General features: G+C 58.4%; 11 protein-coding genes and 7 pseudogenes. 15 read left to right on the forward strand and 3 right to left on the reverse strand.

Translation table 11 applies throughout. The features are described 5' to 3' along the window. Positions 1-108: 108 nt before the first annotated feature. The 4 genes from rimJ to murJ all read left to right on the forward strand — a co-directional run bounded on the left by rimJ (position 109) and on the right by murJ (position 3,944). Positions 109-642, forward strand: coding sequence for a ribosomal protein S5-alanine N-acetyltransferase (gene rimJ, locus AC6I8M_RS05225; protein WP_022548795.1), 534 nt, complete (start codon positions 109-111; stop codon positions 640-642). A 75-nt stretch (positions 643-717) separates the two neighbouring features. After that, positions 718-1,362 (forward strand): DUF480 domain-containing protein, encoded by a 645-nt coding sequence (locus AC6I8M_RS05230; protein WP_010617273.1) that lies wholly within the window; start codon positions 718-720, stop codon positions 1,360-1,362. 1 nt (position 1,363) lies between these two features. Next, positions 1,364-2,284 (forward strand): Gfo/Idh/MocA family protein, encoded by a 921-nt coding sequence (locus AC6I8M_RS05235; protein WP_010617272.1) that lies wholly within the window; start codon positions 1,364-1,366, stop codon positions 2,282-2,284. A gap of 121 nt (positions 2,285-2,405) precedes the next feature. Continuing rightward, entirely contained in the window at positions 2,406-3,944 is a 1,539-nt protein-coding gene (gene murJ, locus AC6I8M_RS05240; RefSeq protein WP_010617271.1) for a murein biosynthesis integral membrane protein MurJ, read from the forward strand. A gap of 67 nt (positions 3,945-4,011) precedes the next feature. On the opposite strand, the gene flgN is transcribed toward murJ, so the two are convergent. From flgN to flgA, 3 genes and pseudogenes are all read right to left on the reverse strand, one after another. After that, a complete protein-coding gene (flgN, locus tag AC6I8M_RS05245) occupies positions 4,012-4,443 on the reverse strand; it encodes a flagellar export chaperone FlgN (protein ID WP_010617270.1) in 432 nt (143 codons plus the stop codon). 5 nt (positions 4,444-4,448) lie between these two features. Then, the gene (gene flgM, locus AC6I8M_RS05250) at positions 4,449-4,736 is read right to left on the reverse strand and encodes a flagellar biosynthesis anti-sigma factor FlgM (protein ID WP_498013692.1); all 288 of its coding nucleotides are present in this window, start codon (positions 4,734-4,736) and stop codon (positions 4,449-4,451) included. 106 nt (positions 4,737-4,842) lie between these two features. Continuing rightward, a pseudogene (gene flgA / locus AC6I8M_RS05255) lies at positions 4,843-5,476 on the reverse strand (flagellar basal body P-ring formation chaperone FlgA). Between the two features lie 154 nt (positions 5,477-5,630). Between flgA and flgB the strand changes: the two are divergent. The 11 genes and pseudogenes from flgB (at position 5,631) to flgL (ending at position 14,675) form a co-directional block, all read left to right on the forward strand. Then, the gene (gene flgB, locus AC6I8M_RS05260) at positions 5,631-6,044 is read left to right on the forward strand and encodes a flagellar basal body rod protein FlgB (RefSeq protein ID WP_010617267.1); all 414 of its coding nucleotides are present in this window, start codon (positions 5,631-5,633) and stop codon (positions 6,042-6,044) included. A gap of 2 nt (positions 6,045-6,046) precedes the next feature. Then, positions 6,047-6,451, forward strand: a complete 405-nt coding sequence (gene flgC, locus AC6I8M_RS05265) for a flagellar basal body rod protein FlgC (RefSeq protein WP_010617266.1) — start codon at positions 6,047-6,049, stop codon at positions 6,449-6,451. Between the two features lie 78 nt (positions 6,452-6,529). Beyond that, positions 6,530-6,878, forward strand: a pseudogene (locus tag AC6I8M_RS05270) (FlgD immunoglobulin-like domain containing protein); the annotation flags it as partial. Positions 6,879-6,921: 43 nt separating this feature from the next. Further along, positions 6,922-8,091: pseudogene (flgE, locus tag AC6I8M_RS05275) on the forward strand (flagellar hook protein FlgE). A gap of 95 nt (positions 8,092-8,186) precedes the next feature. Continuing rightward, positions 8,187-8,285 (forward strand): annotated as a pseudogene (locus AC6I8M_RS05280) (flagellar basal body rod C-terminal domain-containing protein); the annotation flags it as partial. 17 nt (positions 8,286-8,302) lie between these two features. Next, positions 8,303-9,085 carry a flagellar basal-body rod protein FlgG gene (gene flgG / locus AC6I8M_RS05285; protein WP_498013693.1) on the forward strand — a complete coding sequence of 261 codons (783 nt, stop codon included), beginning with the start codon at positions 8,303-8,305 and terminating at the stop codon, positions 9,083-9,085. A gap of 62 nt (positions 9,086-9,147) precedes the next feature. After that, positions 9,148-9,871, forward strand: a pseudogene (locus AC6I8M_RS05290) (flagellar basal body L-ring protein FlgH). Between the two features lie 69 nt (positions 9,872-9,940). Further along, entirely contained in the window at positions 9,941-10,990 is a 1,050-nt protein-coding gene (locus AC6I8M_RS05295) for a flagellar basal body P-ring protein FlgI (RefSeq protein WP_318285107.1), read from the forward strand. Continuing rightward, entirely contained in the window at positions 10,990-11,931 is a 942-nt protein-coding gene (gene flgJ / locus AC6I8M_RS05300; RefSeq protein ID WP_010617261.1) for a flagellar assembly peptidoglycan hydrolase FlgJ, read from the forward strand. The genes AC6I8M_RS05295 and flgJ overlap by 1 nt, the downstream gene beginning before the upstream one ends. Before the next feature lie 116 nt (positions 11,932-12,047). Continuing rightward, positions 12,048-13,691 (forward strand): annotated as a pseudogene (gene flgK, locus AC6I8M_RS05305) (flagellar hook-associated protein FlgK). A 17-nt stretch (positions 13,692-13,708) separates the two neighbouring features. Continuing rightward, positions 13,709-14,675 (forward strand): annotated as a pseudogene (gene flgL, locus AC6I8M_RS05310) (flagellar hook-associated protein FlgL). The last annotated feature ends 74 nt before the right edge of the window (positions 14,676-14,749 follow it).

A 14,749-nucleotide genomic window follows, 5' to 3' on the forward strand; every position in this document is an offset into this window, starting at 1 on the left:
TTGCCGTGAGCGATGCGCGGGGTTTTACCGCAGTCGGGGTGACGGTTATAGTGAGAAGTAACGCCGCTGGCGTACATCTTTCTTTCGTTATGGATTTCAGGAGTCATGATGTTTGGCTATCGCTCTGCTGGCCCGCGCGTGCGGCTTACCACCGATCGTCTGGTGGTGCGTTTAGTACATGAACGCGATGCCTGGCGTCTGGCGGATTACTACGCCGAAAACCGCGCCTTTCTTAAACCTTGGGAACCGGTGCGCGATGAGAGCTACTGTTATCCCTCCGGCTGGCAGGCGCGCCTGGGTTTGATCGCTGACATGCATAAACAGGGCTCCGCGTTCTATTTTGTGCTGATGGACCCGGAAGAGCGTGAAGTGCGCGGCGTCGCTAACTTCAGCAATGTGGTGCGCGGATCGTTTCATGCCTGCTATCTCGGCTACTCGCTGGGAGAGAAGTGGCAGGGGCAGGGCATGATGTTTGAGGCGCTGCAAGTGGCGATTCGCTACATGCAGCGCCAGCAGCGCATACATCGCATCATGGCCAACTATATGCTGCATAATCAGCGCAGCGGTGATTTGCTGGCGCGCCTCGGTTTTAAAAAAGAGGGCTACGCCAAAGACTATTTACTGATTGATGGCCGCTGGTAGGATCATGTGCTGACGGCGCTTACCTGGCGCGAATGGAACCCGGATCGTCGCGGACAATAATAAAAGGAACACGTAATGAAGATGGCTCTCTCTGCGCAGGCATTGCGCGTGATCGGCTGCCTGCTGGAGAAGCAGGTCACCACGCCGGATCAATATCCGTTATCCCTCAATGGCGTGGTCACCGCCTGTAATCAGAAATCTAACCGCGAGCCGGTGATGAACCTGAGCGAAAGCGAGGTGCAGGCTCAGCTCGATGAGCTGGTGAAAAAGCATCTGGTCACCGCTAACAGCGGTTTCGGTCAGCGCGTCAGCAAATATGAACAGCGTTTCTGCAACTCAGCGTTTGGCAATCTGCAGTTGAATGCCGCCGAAGTGGCGGTGTTGACGTTGCTGTTCCTGCGCGGCGCGCAGACGCCGGGCGAACTGCGTACCCGCAGTGGCCGTCTGCATGAGTTTCAGGACATGGCTGAGGTGGAACGCACGCTGGAGGGACTGACGACGCGCGACGACGGCCCAATGGTCGTGCGTCTGGCGCGCGAGCCGGGCAAGCGTGAAAGCCGCTATATGCACCTGTTTGGCGGCGAGGTGGCGGACGAACTACCCGCGAGCCACACAGCGTCGCCTGAACCTGACGATCTGGCCGCGCGCGTTGCTCAGCTGGAAGCGCAGGTGGCGCGCCTTGATGCTCAGCTGCAGCAACTGCTGCAGCGGGAGGCCTGAGATGACGTTGCGTATTGGTGTGGTTGGGCTTGGCGGTATCGCGCAGAAAGCCTGGCTGCCGGTGCTGGCGCAGGCCAGCGGCTGGCAGCTGGTCGGCGCGTTCTCGCCCAGCCAGGCGCGGGCGCAGCCGATCTGCGACAGTTACCGTATACCTTATTTTAGTCAGCTGGATGCGCTGGCGGCGGCTAGCGATGCGGTGTTTGTGCACAGCAGCACCGCCAGCCATTTTGAGGTGGTGCAGGTGCTGCTGCTGGCCGGTAAAGATGTTTGTGTCGATAAGCCGCTGGCCGAAACGCTGCAGCAGGCGGAGACGCTGGTGGCGCTGGCGGAAAAGCGCAAACGCAAACTGATGGTGGCCTTCAACCGGCGCTTTGCACCGCGCTACAAGCAGCTGAAAGCGCAGCTGCCGGGGGCGTCTTCGCTGCGCATTGAGAAACACCGGGCAGACAGCGTCGGCCCGCACGACCTGCGCTTTACCCTGCTGGATGACTATCTGCACGTGGTCGATACTGCGTTGTGGCTGGCCGGCGGCAAGCTCAGGCTGGATCTCGGCCATATCGACACTCATGATGACGGCGCAATGCTCTACGGTGAGCACCATTTCTCGGCCGGATCGCTGCAAATTACTACCAGTATGCATCGCCGCGCGGGCACGCAGCGTGAAGTGGTCAGCGCCATCTGTGACGGGCGTTACATCGAAATTAATGAGATGCGCGACTGGCGTGAAGAGACGCTTAGCGGCCTGCGCAGTGATGTCCCGCCGGCGTGGCAAAGTCATCTGACCCAGCGTGGCTTCAGCGGTGCGGCACACCATTTTATCCAGTGCGTGGAAAATCAGACGATGCCTGAAACCAGCGGTGAACAGGCGCTGGCGGCGCAGCGTCTGGTGGAAAAACTGTGGCGCGACGCCGTACAGGAATAATCCCTTGTAACACTCAATGCTGGTCATTTCCCACCGCAGCAGTAGACTATCGCCGGACATCGCAGGATGTCCGCGCTAAGTTGCTCATTTATCCGACACTTTTCAGGATGCGCCACTCATTATGAATTTGATGAAATCGCTGGCTGCGGTCAGTTCGATGACCCTGTTTTCCCGCGTGCTGGGCTTTGCCCGCGACGCCATTGTGGCGCGCGTTTTCGGGGCTGGCATGGCCACCGATGCCTTTTTCGTGGCGTTCAAACTGCCCAATCTGCTGCGACGTATTTTCGCCGAAGGCGCCTTTTCGCAGGCATTCGTGCCGATTCTTGCCGAATATAAAAGCAAGCAGGGCGAAGACGCCACGCGGGTATTTGTTGCCTATGTATCAGGCCTGCTGACGCTGGTACTGGCGGTGGTGACGGTGCTGGGCATGGTCGCTGCACCCTGGGTGATTGTGGTGACGGCGCCGGGTTTTGCCGATACCGCCGACAAGTTCGCCTTAACCAGTTCGCTGCTGCGCGTCACCTTTCCTTATATTCTGCTGATCTCGCTGGCGTCGCTGGCCGGGGCGATTCTTAATACCTGGAACCGCTTTTCCGTCCCGGCGTTCGCGCCAACGCTGCTGAATATCAGCATGATCGGCTTTGCGCTGTTTGCCGCGCCACACTTCCATCCGCCGGTGATGGCGCTGGCGTGGGCAGTGGTGGTGGGCGGGCTGCTGCAGCTGTTTTATCAACTGCCGCACCTGAAAAAGATTGGCATGCTGGTACTGCCGCGCGTAAACCTGCGCGATGCCGGCGTGTGGCGGGTGATGCGCCAGATGGGCCCGGCGATTCTCGGCGTGTCGGTGAGCCAGATCTCTCTGATCATCAATACCATTTTCGCCTCGTTTCTGGTCTCTGGCTCGGTGTCGTGGATGTACTACGCCGATCGTCTGATGGAATTTCCCTCTGGCGTGCTGGGCGTCGCGCTCGGCACGATCCTGCTGCCGTCGCTGGCGAAGAGTTTTGCCAGCGGCAACCACGATGAATATTCCCGTCTGATGGACTGGGGGCTGCGTCTGTGTTTTCTGCTGGCGCTGCCGAGCGCGGTTGCGCTGGGCATTCTTTCCGGTCCGCTCACCGTGGCGCTGTTCCAGTACGGCAAATTTACCGCTTTTGATGCGGCGATGACCCAGCGTGCGCTGATTGCCTATTCGGTTGGGCTGATGGGGCTGATCGTGGTGAAAGTGCTGGCGTCGGGCTTTTATTCGCGGCAGGACATCAAAACGCCGGTAAAGATTGCTATCGCCACCTTGATCATGACCCAGCTGATGAACCTGGCGTTTATTGGTCCGCTTAAGCACGCGGGTCTGTCGCTGTCGATTGGTCTGGCGGCCTGCCTGAATGCGGCGCTGCTCTACTGGCAACTGCGCAAGCAGCAAATCTTTCAGCCGCAGCCGGGCTGGCACGGTTTCCTGCTGCGTCTGCTGGTCGCCGTGGCGGTGATGGCCGCTGCGCTGCTGGGCATTCTGCAGGTGATGCCGGCGTGGGAAGAGGGGCAGATGTGGTGGCGGTTACTGCGGCTGGCGGCGGTGTGCGCCATTGGCGGCGGCGCTTACTTCGTGATGCTCGGTTTACTGGGCTTCCGCCCGCGCGATTTTGCCCGCCGCACGGCGGTCTGAGCGCACAATAAAAAAGGGTCGCCTGGCGTGGCGACCCTGATTCAGCAGACACGCAGCACGGCTGCGTTTAGCCTTTGCGGCTCAGCGTGGTCTGGCCTAAACCGCGGCCGTCCGGGCCGTAGAACGACTGGGTCTGATGCGGTTTCAGCACCGACAGTGCCTGTTCGGTAAAGGTCATCTGATGCTGAAACAGCATGCCATTGTGCTGATTGGCGTCGCGCAGACGCTGGGTATGTTGCTGAATACTGTGCCAGCGGCGCGCGATATCACTGTGACCACGATAAGGCGCTTTGGTACCCAGCGACAGCTCGGTTTTGCGGCGCATCTCGTCCAGATAATTCAACGTCGTCAGCAGCGCGCTTTTATCTTCTGTAATGCGCTGCAGCAGGTTGCCATTGATCCGTCCGGCAGAAAGTTGCTGCTGCTCTTCATCCATCACGACGTTAAGCGAACTCAGCACATCCTGCATTTTATCTAAGGTGGTCAGCAGATTATCCATCGGGACTATTTACCCTCTAAAAACGCCCTGGTATCGGCGATCTTACCGGTATCCATTTTCAGTTCACCATTACGAATGGCGGTCTTCAGCTGCTCTACGCGCGCTGTGTTAATATCTTTGCTGCCCGGCTGCATCAGCTGCGCCTGAGCGGGACTTAGCGTCACTTCCGCACCACTCTGGCTGGTGCTGGCGGCCGGTGCGCTGTTCTGACGCACTTTTGCCTGATTGTCGCTGCTGTCACGGGTTTGTACAGTGCTCACCGGTTTTAAAGGCTGCGTTCTGTCGATACTCATGGTGTGGCTCCTGTTAGGGTCAGTTGGGGATCAGCCAACTGAGTCAGCATAGGGTAATATCATTGTTGATATCTCTATCGGCAGAACAACAGCGTTCTTTAACGCTTTATAGCGATATCAGAATATTCCCATCCTCGCTGACACGACCGCTTACCACCAGGCCATTGCTCATGCGCACTCGCACCGTTTGCGCCGCGCTGGCGTTGTTTAACGCACGACCTTCACTGCTGGCATTAAAGCCGTTGCCGCTGGCAATCACCATCACATTCTGACCGGCTTTCACCCGCCATGGCTGGCGCAGCATGGTGGCCGTCACCGGCTGGCCTGGCGCAATGTCACGCAGGGCAATGGCGTCCGCCAGATTGCTGCTGCTGAGCAGCGCGCGTGCTGGCAGCGTATCCAGGCGGAAATCATTGGCGCTGACGTTGCTGCCGCGCGCCAGCTGACGATTGGCCACCAGATACTCTCCGGTTACCTGCACCTGCAGATAGCGACGATTCTGTCCGCAACTGGCGGCAATGCTCAGATTGCCCCACTGGCGACTGTTACCCGGCAGCAGCAGCTGCGGTGTGTCGCAGGCGGGCCACTGCGTCTGCGGCGTGCGGACCACCACGGTCATACCTGCGGTGGGGATCGCGCGCCTGAAAAAACTGGGTCAGCTGCGCGCTGAGATCGGCGGCATAGCCGGGCGTCGCGAAGGCCAGCCACAGCAGGGCCAGCAGGGAAGAAGTTGTACGCATCAACGCCTCCTGTCGAAAAGATGGCACTGAGTCTACTCCGCGCACGAAAAATTCAAGGTGAAAAATAGCCACGATTTTTGGCGCTATTCAGACGATAGCCCTTGCTTTTGTCCTATTAAGCTGCCAGCTCGAAATTCTCATTCGCGGAGGAAGCATGCTCGACAAACTCGATGCCGCGCTGCGATTTGGTACAGAAGCATTAAACCTGCGGGCGCAGCGCCAAGAGATTCTGGCGTCTAACATTGCCAACGCCGATACACCGGGCTACCAGGCGCGGGATATCGACTTTGCCAGCCAGCTGAGCAAGGCGATGCAGAACGGCCGTGCCGAAGGCAGCAGCCTGGCGCTCAATGTCACGTCATCACGTCACATTGAAGCGCAGACCAACTCACAGCCCGCACTGGATCTGCTGTACCGCATTCCCGATCAGCCTGCCGCGGATGGTAACACCGTGGATATGGATCGCGAGCGTACGCAGTTTGCGGATAACAGCCTGAAATACCAAACCGATCTCACCCTCATCAGTAGCCAGATCAAAGGCATGATGAGCGTTCTGCTGGGGCAATAATCATGGCATTGCTGAATATCTTTGATATCGCCGGTTCTGCGATGACCGCACAGTCACAGCGGCTCAACGTCAGCGCCAGTAACCTGGACAACGCCGACAGCGTCACCGGGCCGGACGGCCAGCCGTACGTGGCGAAGCAGGTGATTTTCCAGACCGATGCCGCTCAGGGCGCGGCCACCGGCGGCGTCAAAGTGGCCGGTGTCGTGAACGACCCGACGCCCGCCAAACTGGTGTATGACCCGGGTAATCCGCTGGCTGACCAGAAAGGCTACGTCAAAATGCCTAACGTCGACGTGGTCGCCGAAACCGTTAACACCATGTCCGCGTCGCGCAGCTATCAGGCCAACGTCGAAGTGCTGAACACGGTGAAGTCAATGATGATGAAAACCCTCACCATGGGTCAGTAACGGAGACGCATTATGAGCCTTGCAGTAGGGATTAAAGACAACCTCGACCCCACGGTCCTCAGCTCCAGCAGCAGCACCGGCAGAGGCACCAGCACGCCGTTTGGCGTTGAGCTGTGGGCACCGCGTCGACCGCCACCAGCGTCACCATCAAAGATGGCAACGGCAGCGTAGTGCGCTCCATCGATCTCGGCGGTCTCAGCGCCGGCGTTCACACCTTCTCGTGGGACGGCAAGATGGACGATGGCAGCGCCGCACCGGACGGCAAATATACGGTTTCACTCGCCGCCAGCAATGGCAGCACCCAACTGGTGGCACAGCCGCTGAACTACGCCTATGTCAACGGCGTCAGCACCGTGAATAACACCGCAAAACTGGATCTCGGCACCATGGGCTCGCGACCCTCGATGAAATTCATCAGATTCTCTGACTAACCTCTTAGCAGGAGAAATAGCACGTCATTTTCACAAGCGGTGAGCGGCCTGGGCGCTGCCTCCAGCAACCTCGACGTTATTGGTAACAACATCGCCAACTCGGCGACGGCCGGCTTTAAATCCAGCACCATCGCGTTTGCCGATATGTTCGCCGGTTCGAACGTCGGTATGGGTACCAAAGTCGCAGCGGTGATTCAGAACTTTAACGACGGCACCACCACCTCTACCAGCCGTGGACTGGACGTGGCGCTGAGCGGCAACGGTTTCTTCCGTCTGACCGACGCCAGCGGCGGCGTGTTCTATTCGCGTAACGGCCAGTTCACGCTGGACGAAAACCGTAACCTGGTGAACACCTAGGGCCTGACCGTAACCGGCTATCCGGCTAACGGCACACCGCCAACCATTCAGGCCGGTGCCAACCCGGTCGCGCTGAGCATTCCGACCACCCAGATGTCTGCGCGCGCCACCACCACAGCCACCATGGTATCCAACCTGAACTCTACTGATGCGGTGCCAACCGGCGGTGCGTTCACGGCGACCAACGTGGATACTTACAACGCTAAAAGCACCGTGACCGTGTACGACCCGCAGGGTAACGACCACGCGCTGGATCTGTACTACGTCAAAACGGCCGACAACAACTGGACGGTGCACGCGATTGATTCCACCACCGGTCAGGCTGCCGGTAACTTCAATATGGTATTCGATACCAGCGGTAACCTGGCCTCGGCCAGCACAGTGGCGCTGACCATTTAGGGTGCGAACGGTGCCAAGGCCAACCAGGCCGTCAGCCTCCGCGTGCTCGGCAGCCTGCAGCAGAACACCGGCAAAACCAACTTCGGTAACCCAACCTAGGACGGCTATGCACCGGGCGATCTGACCAGCTACACCATCAACGACGACGGCACCATCACCGGGACTTACTCCAACCAGAAAACCCAGCTGCTGGGTCAGATTGTTCTGGCAAGTTTCTCTAACCCGGAAGGGCTGAAGTCTGAGGGCAATAACGTCTGGTCGGCGACCAACTCCTCGGGCTAGGCGGCAGTCGGTCTGGCAGGCACTGGTACCTACGGCCCGCTGGAAGTGTCCAACGTCGACCTGAGTAAAGAGCTGGTGAATATGATCGTTGCCCAGCGTAACGACCAGGCCAACAGCCAGACCATCAAAACGCAGGACCAGATTCTTAATACCTTGGTCAACCTTCGTTAATACGCTAACGGGATTGCTTTATGGCTCACGCAATATATACCGCGATGGGCGCGGCCAGTCAGACGATGGAGTAACAGTCTGTCACCGCCAGCAACCTCGCCAACGCCCGACGTTTTGAGATGCAGATGAAAGTGATCTCCAACGTTGATGAAAACGAACAGCGGGCTAATCAGCTGCTCAATATGAGCAGCTAAGGCTTAAGGAAAACACAATGATTCGTTCTTTATGGATCGCGAAAACCGGTCTTGACGCACAGCAGACCAACATGGACGTCATCGCCAACAACCTAGCGAACGTCAGCACTAACGGCTTTAAGCGTTCACGCGCGGTGTTCGAAGACCTGATGTACCAGACCCTGCGTCAGCCGGGTGCGCAGTCGTCAGAACAGACTACGCTGCCGTCGGGCCTGCAGATCGGTACCGGTGTGCGTCCGGTGACCACCGAACGTCTACACAACCAGGGCAACCTGTCGCAGACCAGCAACTCAAAAAATGTGGCGATTAATGGTCAGGGCTATTTCCAGGTGCAGATGCCGGACGGCACTTCTGCGTATACCCGCGACGGCTCTTTCCAGGTGGACCAGAACGGCCAGCTGGTGACCAACGCCGGTTTCCCGGTGCAGCCAGGCATCACTATTCCTGCGAACGCCACCAGCATCACCATTGCGCGTGACGGCGTGGTGACGGTGACACAGCAGGGGCAGACGCAGCCGGCGCAGGTTGGCCAGCTGACGCTCAGCACCTTCATGAACGATGCCGGACTGGATAGCGTCGGGGAAAACCTCTATCAGGAAACCCAGGCCTCCGGTGCGCCGACCGAAAGCACGCCGGGTCAGAACGGGGCCGGTCTGCTGTATCAGGGTTACGTGGAAACCTCCAACGTCAACGTGGCGGAAGAGCTGGTGACCATGATCCAGACGCAGCGCGCTTATGAGATCAACAGCAAAGCGATCAGCACCTCCGATCAGATGCTGCAGAAGTTAACCCAGCTGTAATGCCGGGATCGTTGGGCCAGCGCGTCTGGCCCGATTAAGAACATGAAAAAGGTCAGAACTCCGTGGCGAAGCAAGTGATTCTCAAGCCTGGGCATTGGTTAGTAGCCACGCTGCTATTGACCCTTAACGGTTGTGCGCTGGTGCCGCGCACGCCACTGGTACAGGGTGCGACAACGGCTGAGCCGACGCCATCCGCTCCGCCGGTGGTGAACGGTTCCATTTTTCAGGGCGTGGCGCCGCTCAACTACGGCTATCAGCCGCTGTTTGAGGATCGTCGTCCACGTAACATTGGTGACACCCTGACCATTACGCTGCAGGAAAACGTCAGTGCCAGCAAAAGCTCTTCAGCGAATGCCAGCCGCGACGGCAGCAACAGCTTTGGCCTGAGCGCCATCCCAACCGGTTTGGCCGGACTGGTGGGCGCCGGCGGCGAAAAAGCCGCGCTCGACGCCAACGGCAAAAACGATTTCGCTGGCAAAGGTGGCGCAACCGCCAATAACACCTTATACCGGCACCATCACCATCACCATCACCATCACCGTTAACCAGGTGCTGTCGAACGGCAACCTGCGCGTGGTCGGCGAGAAACAGATTGAAATCAACCAAGGCACCGAATTCATTCGCTTCTCTGGCGTAGTGAACCCGCGCACTATCAGCGCCAGCAACGCGGTGCTGTCAACGCAGGTCGCCGATGCACGTATTGAGTACGTCGGTAACGGTTATATCAATGAGGCGCAGACCATGGGCTGGTTCCAGCGCTTCTTCCTGAACGTCTCGCCGATGTAAGAGGTCATGATGAAAAACACTACACTGCTGCGTTTGGGCCTGGGCCTGTTGCTCGGCATCAGCAGCCTGATGGCGCAGGCCGATCGCATCCGCGATCTCACCAGCGTGCAGGGCGTACGCGATAACCAGCTGATTGGTTACGGTCTGGTGGTTGGCCTTGACGGCACCGGTGACCAGACCACCCAGACGCCGTTCACCACGCAAACGGTGAGTAACATGCTGTCGCAGCTGGGCATCACCGTGCCTGCCGGCACCAACATGCAGCTGAAAAACGTGGCGGCGGTGATGGTCACCGCCAAACTGCCGTCGTTTGCCCGTCAGGGACAGACGGTTGACGTGGTGGTGTCTTCACTGGGTAACGCCAAAAGCTTACGCGGCGGTACGCTGCTGATGACGCCGCTGAAGGGCGTCGATAACCAGGTTTACGCGCTGACGCAGGGTAACATTCTGGTCGGCGGGGCGGGCGCCTCGGCCGGCGGCAGCAGCGTGCAGGTTAACCAGCTCAACGGCGGCCGCATTACCGGTGGCGCCACCGTGGAGCGTGAGCTGCAGAGCAACTTCGGCAGCCAGAACACCATCAATCTGCAGCTTAACAACGAAGATTTCACCATGGCGCAGCGCATTGCCGATGCCATCAATAGTCGTGGCGTGGGGTCAGCGCTGCCGCTGGACGCCCGTACCGTGCAAATCCGCGTGTCACCGAATAACAGCTCGCAGGTACGTCTGTTGGCGGAGATCCAGAACATCGACGTGTCGGTGGCGCTGGAAGACGCCAAAGTGATCATTAACTCGCGCACCGGTTCGGTGGTGATGAATCGCGAAGTGACGCTCAACACCTGTGCGGTGGCGCAGGGCAACCTGTCAGTTACGGTTAATCAGCAGCAGAATGTCAGCCAGTCGGATACGCCGTTTGCCGGTGGCCAGACGGTTGCCACCACGCAAACGCAGATCGATCTGTGTCAGAGCGGTGGCGCGCTGCAGCGGGTTAACGCCAGTGCCAACCTGAACAACGTAGTGCGGGCGTTGAATGCGCTGGGTGCGACACCGATTGAGCTGATGTCGATTCTGCAATCGATGGAGAGCGCAGGCAGCCTGCGCGCGAAGCTGGAAATTATCTGATGACCGATACGCAATCGCTGATGAACGCGGCGTATGACAGCCGCTCGCTGAACGAACTGAAACGCCAGGCTGCCTTGGACCCGAAAGGCAAAGCGCTGCAGGTGGCGAGGCAGGTCGAAGGGATGTTCGTGCAGATGATGCTGAAGAGCATGCATGAAGCGCTGCCGCAGGATGGCATGCTGAGCAACGATCAGACGCGGCTTTACACCTCGCTTTACGATCAGCAGATTGCGCAGGAAATCGGCAAGCGCGGGCTGGGTCTGGCGGACACCATTGTCAAACAGATGCAGCCGGCGCAGGCACCGGACGAAAGCGCCGGTACCGTGCCGATGAAGCTGGATAACAGCTTCATCTATAGCAGCATGGCACCCACGCAGCTGGAGCAGATGGTGCGCAAAGCGGTGCCGCGTCTGCCGGTCTCGCCTGCCAGCCTGCCCGGTGACAGCAATGAGTTTATCGCCCAGCTGGCGCAGCCGGCGAAAGTGGCCAGCCAGCAGAGCGGCATTCCTCACCATCTGATTCTGGCGCAGGCGGCGCTTGAGTCCGGCTGGGGCCAGCGGCAGATCCTGACGCGCGACGGCAAGCCGAGCTACAACGTGTTCGGGATTAAAGCCAGCGGCGCCTGGAAGGGCGAAACCACCGACATCATGACCACGGAATACGAGGGCGGTGAAGCGAAGAAAGTGCGCGCCACCTTCCGCGTTTATGGCTCCTATTTCGAAGCGCTCAGCGACTACGTCCGGTTGATTTCCAGTAACCCGCGCTATGCGGCGGTGGCGAACGCACCGAGCGCCGAGCAGGGCGCTCGTGCGCTGCAGGCGGCTGGCTACGTGACTGACCCGAAATATGCGCAGAAACTGGTAGGAATGATCCAGCAATTCAAAAACATGGGCGAAAAAGTGGTCAAGGCTTACAGCCAGGATTTCACCGACCTGTTCTGATTTTTCCGCTCAAGTTTCGCTTAAGCACGCCGATAACCTTCACATGCCGCGGGCGTTGTGGCCCGCGCAATCGCACTGATGACTGCCAGCCCGGTTAACGGGAGAAAGGAACCGAGATGTCCAGCATAATTAACTCCGCGATGAGCGGGCCGAGCGCCGCACAGGCCGCATTAAGCACCACCAGCAACAACATCAGTAATTACACCGTGGGCGGTTATTCGCGCCAGACGATTTTGCTGTCGCAGGCCAACAGTACGCTGCAGGGCAGCAACTATTATGGCAACGGCGTCAATGTGACCGGCGTGCAGCGTGAATACGATGAGTTTATTACCGCACAGCTGCGCGTTAACAGCGCCAACTACAGCGCGGTCAATTCACAGTACAACCAGATTTCGAATATTGATGATCTGCTGTCGACGTCGACCACCAGCCTGTCAGACTCGATTCAGAGCTTTTTCACTAACGTGCAGAACGTGGTGAGTAACGCGGACGATCCTTCTGCGCGTCAGTCTATGCTGAGCTATGCGCAGGGACTGGTAAACCAGTTCCAGACCACCGCACAGTATCTGACCAGCATGCAAAACAGCGTCAATACGGACATCAAAGCCAGCGTCGAGCAGATCAACACTTACTCCAGCCAGATTGCCGATCTCAACACGCAGATCGCTAAGCTGACCACCGGTGGCGGCTCTGCGCCTAACGACCTGCTCGATCAGTGCGATCAGCTGATCAATAACCTGAATGGCCTGGTCGGCGTGAACGTTTCGCAGCAGGACGGTAACTACATCGTCTCGATGGGTAACACCACGCTGGTCAACGGCAGCAAAACCACCTAGCTGATCGCCATGCCTTCCAGCAGCGATGCGTCGCGCATTACCGTGGGCTATGTCGATAAGCAGGCCGGTAACGTTGAGATCCCGGAAAAAACGCTGACCACCGGTTCGCTCGGGGGCCTGCTGGCGTTCCGTACCCAGGATTTGGATAACGCGCAGAACCAGCTCGGGCAGCTGGCAGCGGCATTCACCACCAGCTTCAACAAGGTGCACAGCCAGGGCTATGACAGCAAAGGCAACACTGGCATCGACTTCTTCAATATTGGTAGCCCGACGGTGGTGACCAACAGCAAAAACACCTCTGCCGCCACCGTCAGTGCCAGCTGGACCGACACCGGGGCGATGAAGGCCTCCAACTACAGCGTGAGCTATGACGGCAGCAACTGGTCGGTGACGCGTCTTTCGGACAACGTGAAAGTGACGCCGACCATGGGCAGCGACGGTGCCGGCAATACCACCATGAGCTTTGACGGACTGTCGTTAACGGTAAACGGAACGGCTAACGCCAAAGACAGCTTCCTGGTCAAACCGGTGCAGGATGTGATTAGCGGCATGTCAGTGGCTATCACCAGTGAATCGCAGATCGCGGCAGCTTCGGCTGCGGGTGGCGCCAGCGATAACCGTAATGCGCAAAAGCTGCTGGACCTGCAGGATGCCAAACTGATTAACGGTAACGCCACCCTGGCGCAGGGTTATGCCAGCCTGGTGAGCACCGTCGGCAACAAAACCAAAAACCTCGAAACCGCCGCCACCACCCAGAAGGGCGTGGTGACGCAGCTGACCGAACGTCAGCAGTTGGTTTCTGGCGTAAACCTCGACGAAGAGTACGCCAACCTGAGAAAATATCAGCAATTTTACATGGCGAACGCGCAGGTACTGCAAACTGCCAATACCATTTTCGATGCTCTGATGAGCATTCGCGGTTAATACGGGAGGCCTGACCGATGAGACTCAGTACGAATATGATTTTCGACCAGCAGGTGCGCGGCGTCACTGACGCGCAGTCCTCTTGGTTGAAAGCGGGTGAACAACTGTCAACCGGTCGCCGCGTGACCAATCCGTCTGACGATCCGATCGCCGCTTTGCGCGCAGTGGTGCTGTCGCAGACACAGGCGCGCGACAGCCAGTTCGCGCTGGCGCGTTCGTTCGCGAATCAGGGACTGTCGCTGGAAGAGAGCACGCTGAGTGATGTCACGACGGCGATTCAGTCAGCGCAATCTACGCTGATCAGCGCCGGTAACGGCTCGCTGAATGACGATGACCGCGCGTCTTATGCCACCCAGCTGGAGGGCGTTCGCTCGCAGCTGCTCAACCTGGCCAATAGCAAAGACGGGAACGGCCGCTACCTGTTTGCCGGCTATGAGTCCGACAAGCCGCCGTTCACCGAAGATGCCAGCGGTAAAATCATCTATAGCGGTGGCAGCGACGCGATCACCCAGAAAGTCGACAGCGAACGCACCATGACGGTTGGTCATACCGGTAATTCAATTTTTGACCAGCTGACCAGCAATGCCAAGCCGGAGCCGGATGGCAGCGCCAGCCAGACTAACCCTGTTCGATATGCTGGATGACGCCATTGCGGCGCTGAAAGTGCCGCAGAATGACGCTGACGATGCCACCAAACAGACCTTCAGCGCGGCGATGGACAAGGCCAACTGTGGCTTCAGTAACTCGCTGAACAATGTGCTGGCGGTGCGTTCTGAGATTGGTACCCAGCTGGACGAACTGGATACGCTGGATGCAAAAGGTGACGACCGCAAGGTGACGCTCAAAGATCAGATGAGCACGCTGGTTAACGTCGATTACACCGAAGCCATTTCTACCTACACCATGCAACAGCAGCTGCTGCAGGCGTCGTACACCACCTTCAGCGATATGTCGAAGATGTCGCTGTTTCAGATGAACAAGTAATACACCTGACTGTTTGAGCGTACTTAAACCGGGTACGCTTAGTTTTTCCCACTGCCTGCGAGGGCCGTGGGATT

The organism is Type-A symbiont of Plautia stali, assembly GCF_059731155.1.

Coding starts and splice junctions, on each gene's coding strand:
- AC6I8M_RS05235 (WP_010617272.1), top strand. CDS start 1,364: ATGACGTTGCGTATTGGTGTGGTTGGGCTTGGCGGTATCGCGCAGAAA.
- flgB (WP_010617267.1), top strand. CDS start 5,631: ATGCTCGACAAACTCGATGCCGCGCTGCGATTTGGTACAGAAGCATTA.
- AC6I8M_RS05295 (WP_318285107.1), top strand. CDS start 9,941: ATGGCGCAGGCCGATCGCATCCGCGATCTCACCAGCGTGCAGGGCGTA.
- AC6I8M_RS05230 (WP_010617273.1), top strand. CDS start 718: ATGAAGATGGCTCTCTCTGCGCAGGCATTGCGCGTGATCGGCTGCCTG.
- flgC (WP_010617266.1), top strand. CDS start 6,047: ATGGCATTGCTGAATATCTTTGATATCGCCGGTTCTGCGATGACCGCA.
- rimJ (WP_022548795.1), top strand. CDS start 109: ATGTTTGGCTATCGCTCTGCTGGCCCGCGCGTGCGGCTTACCACCGAT.
- flgJ (WP_010617261.1), top strand. CDS start 10,990: ATGACCGATACGCAATCGCTGATGAACGCGGCGTATGACAGCCGCTCG.
- flgM (WP_498013692.1), bottom strand. CDS start 4,736: ATGAGTATCGACAGAACGCAGCCTTTAAAACCGGTGAGCACTGTACAA.
- murJ (WP_010617271.1), top strand. CDS start 2,406: ATGAATTTGATGAAATCGCTGGCTGCGGTCAGTTCGATGACCCTGTTT.
- flgG (WP_498013693.1), top strand. CDS start 8,303: ATGATTCGTTCTTTATGGATCGCGAAAACCGGTCTTGACGCACAGCAG.
- flgN (WP_010617270.1), bottom strand. CDS start 4,443: ATGGATAATCTGCTGACCACCTTAGATAAAATGCAGGATGTGCTGAGT.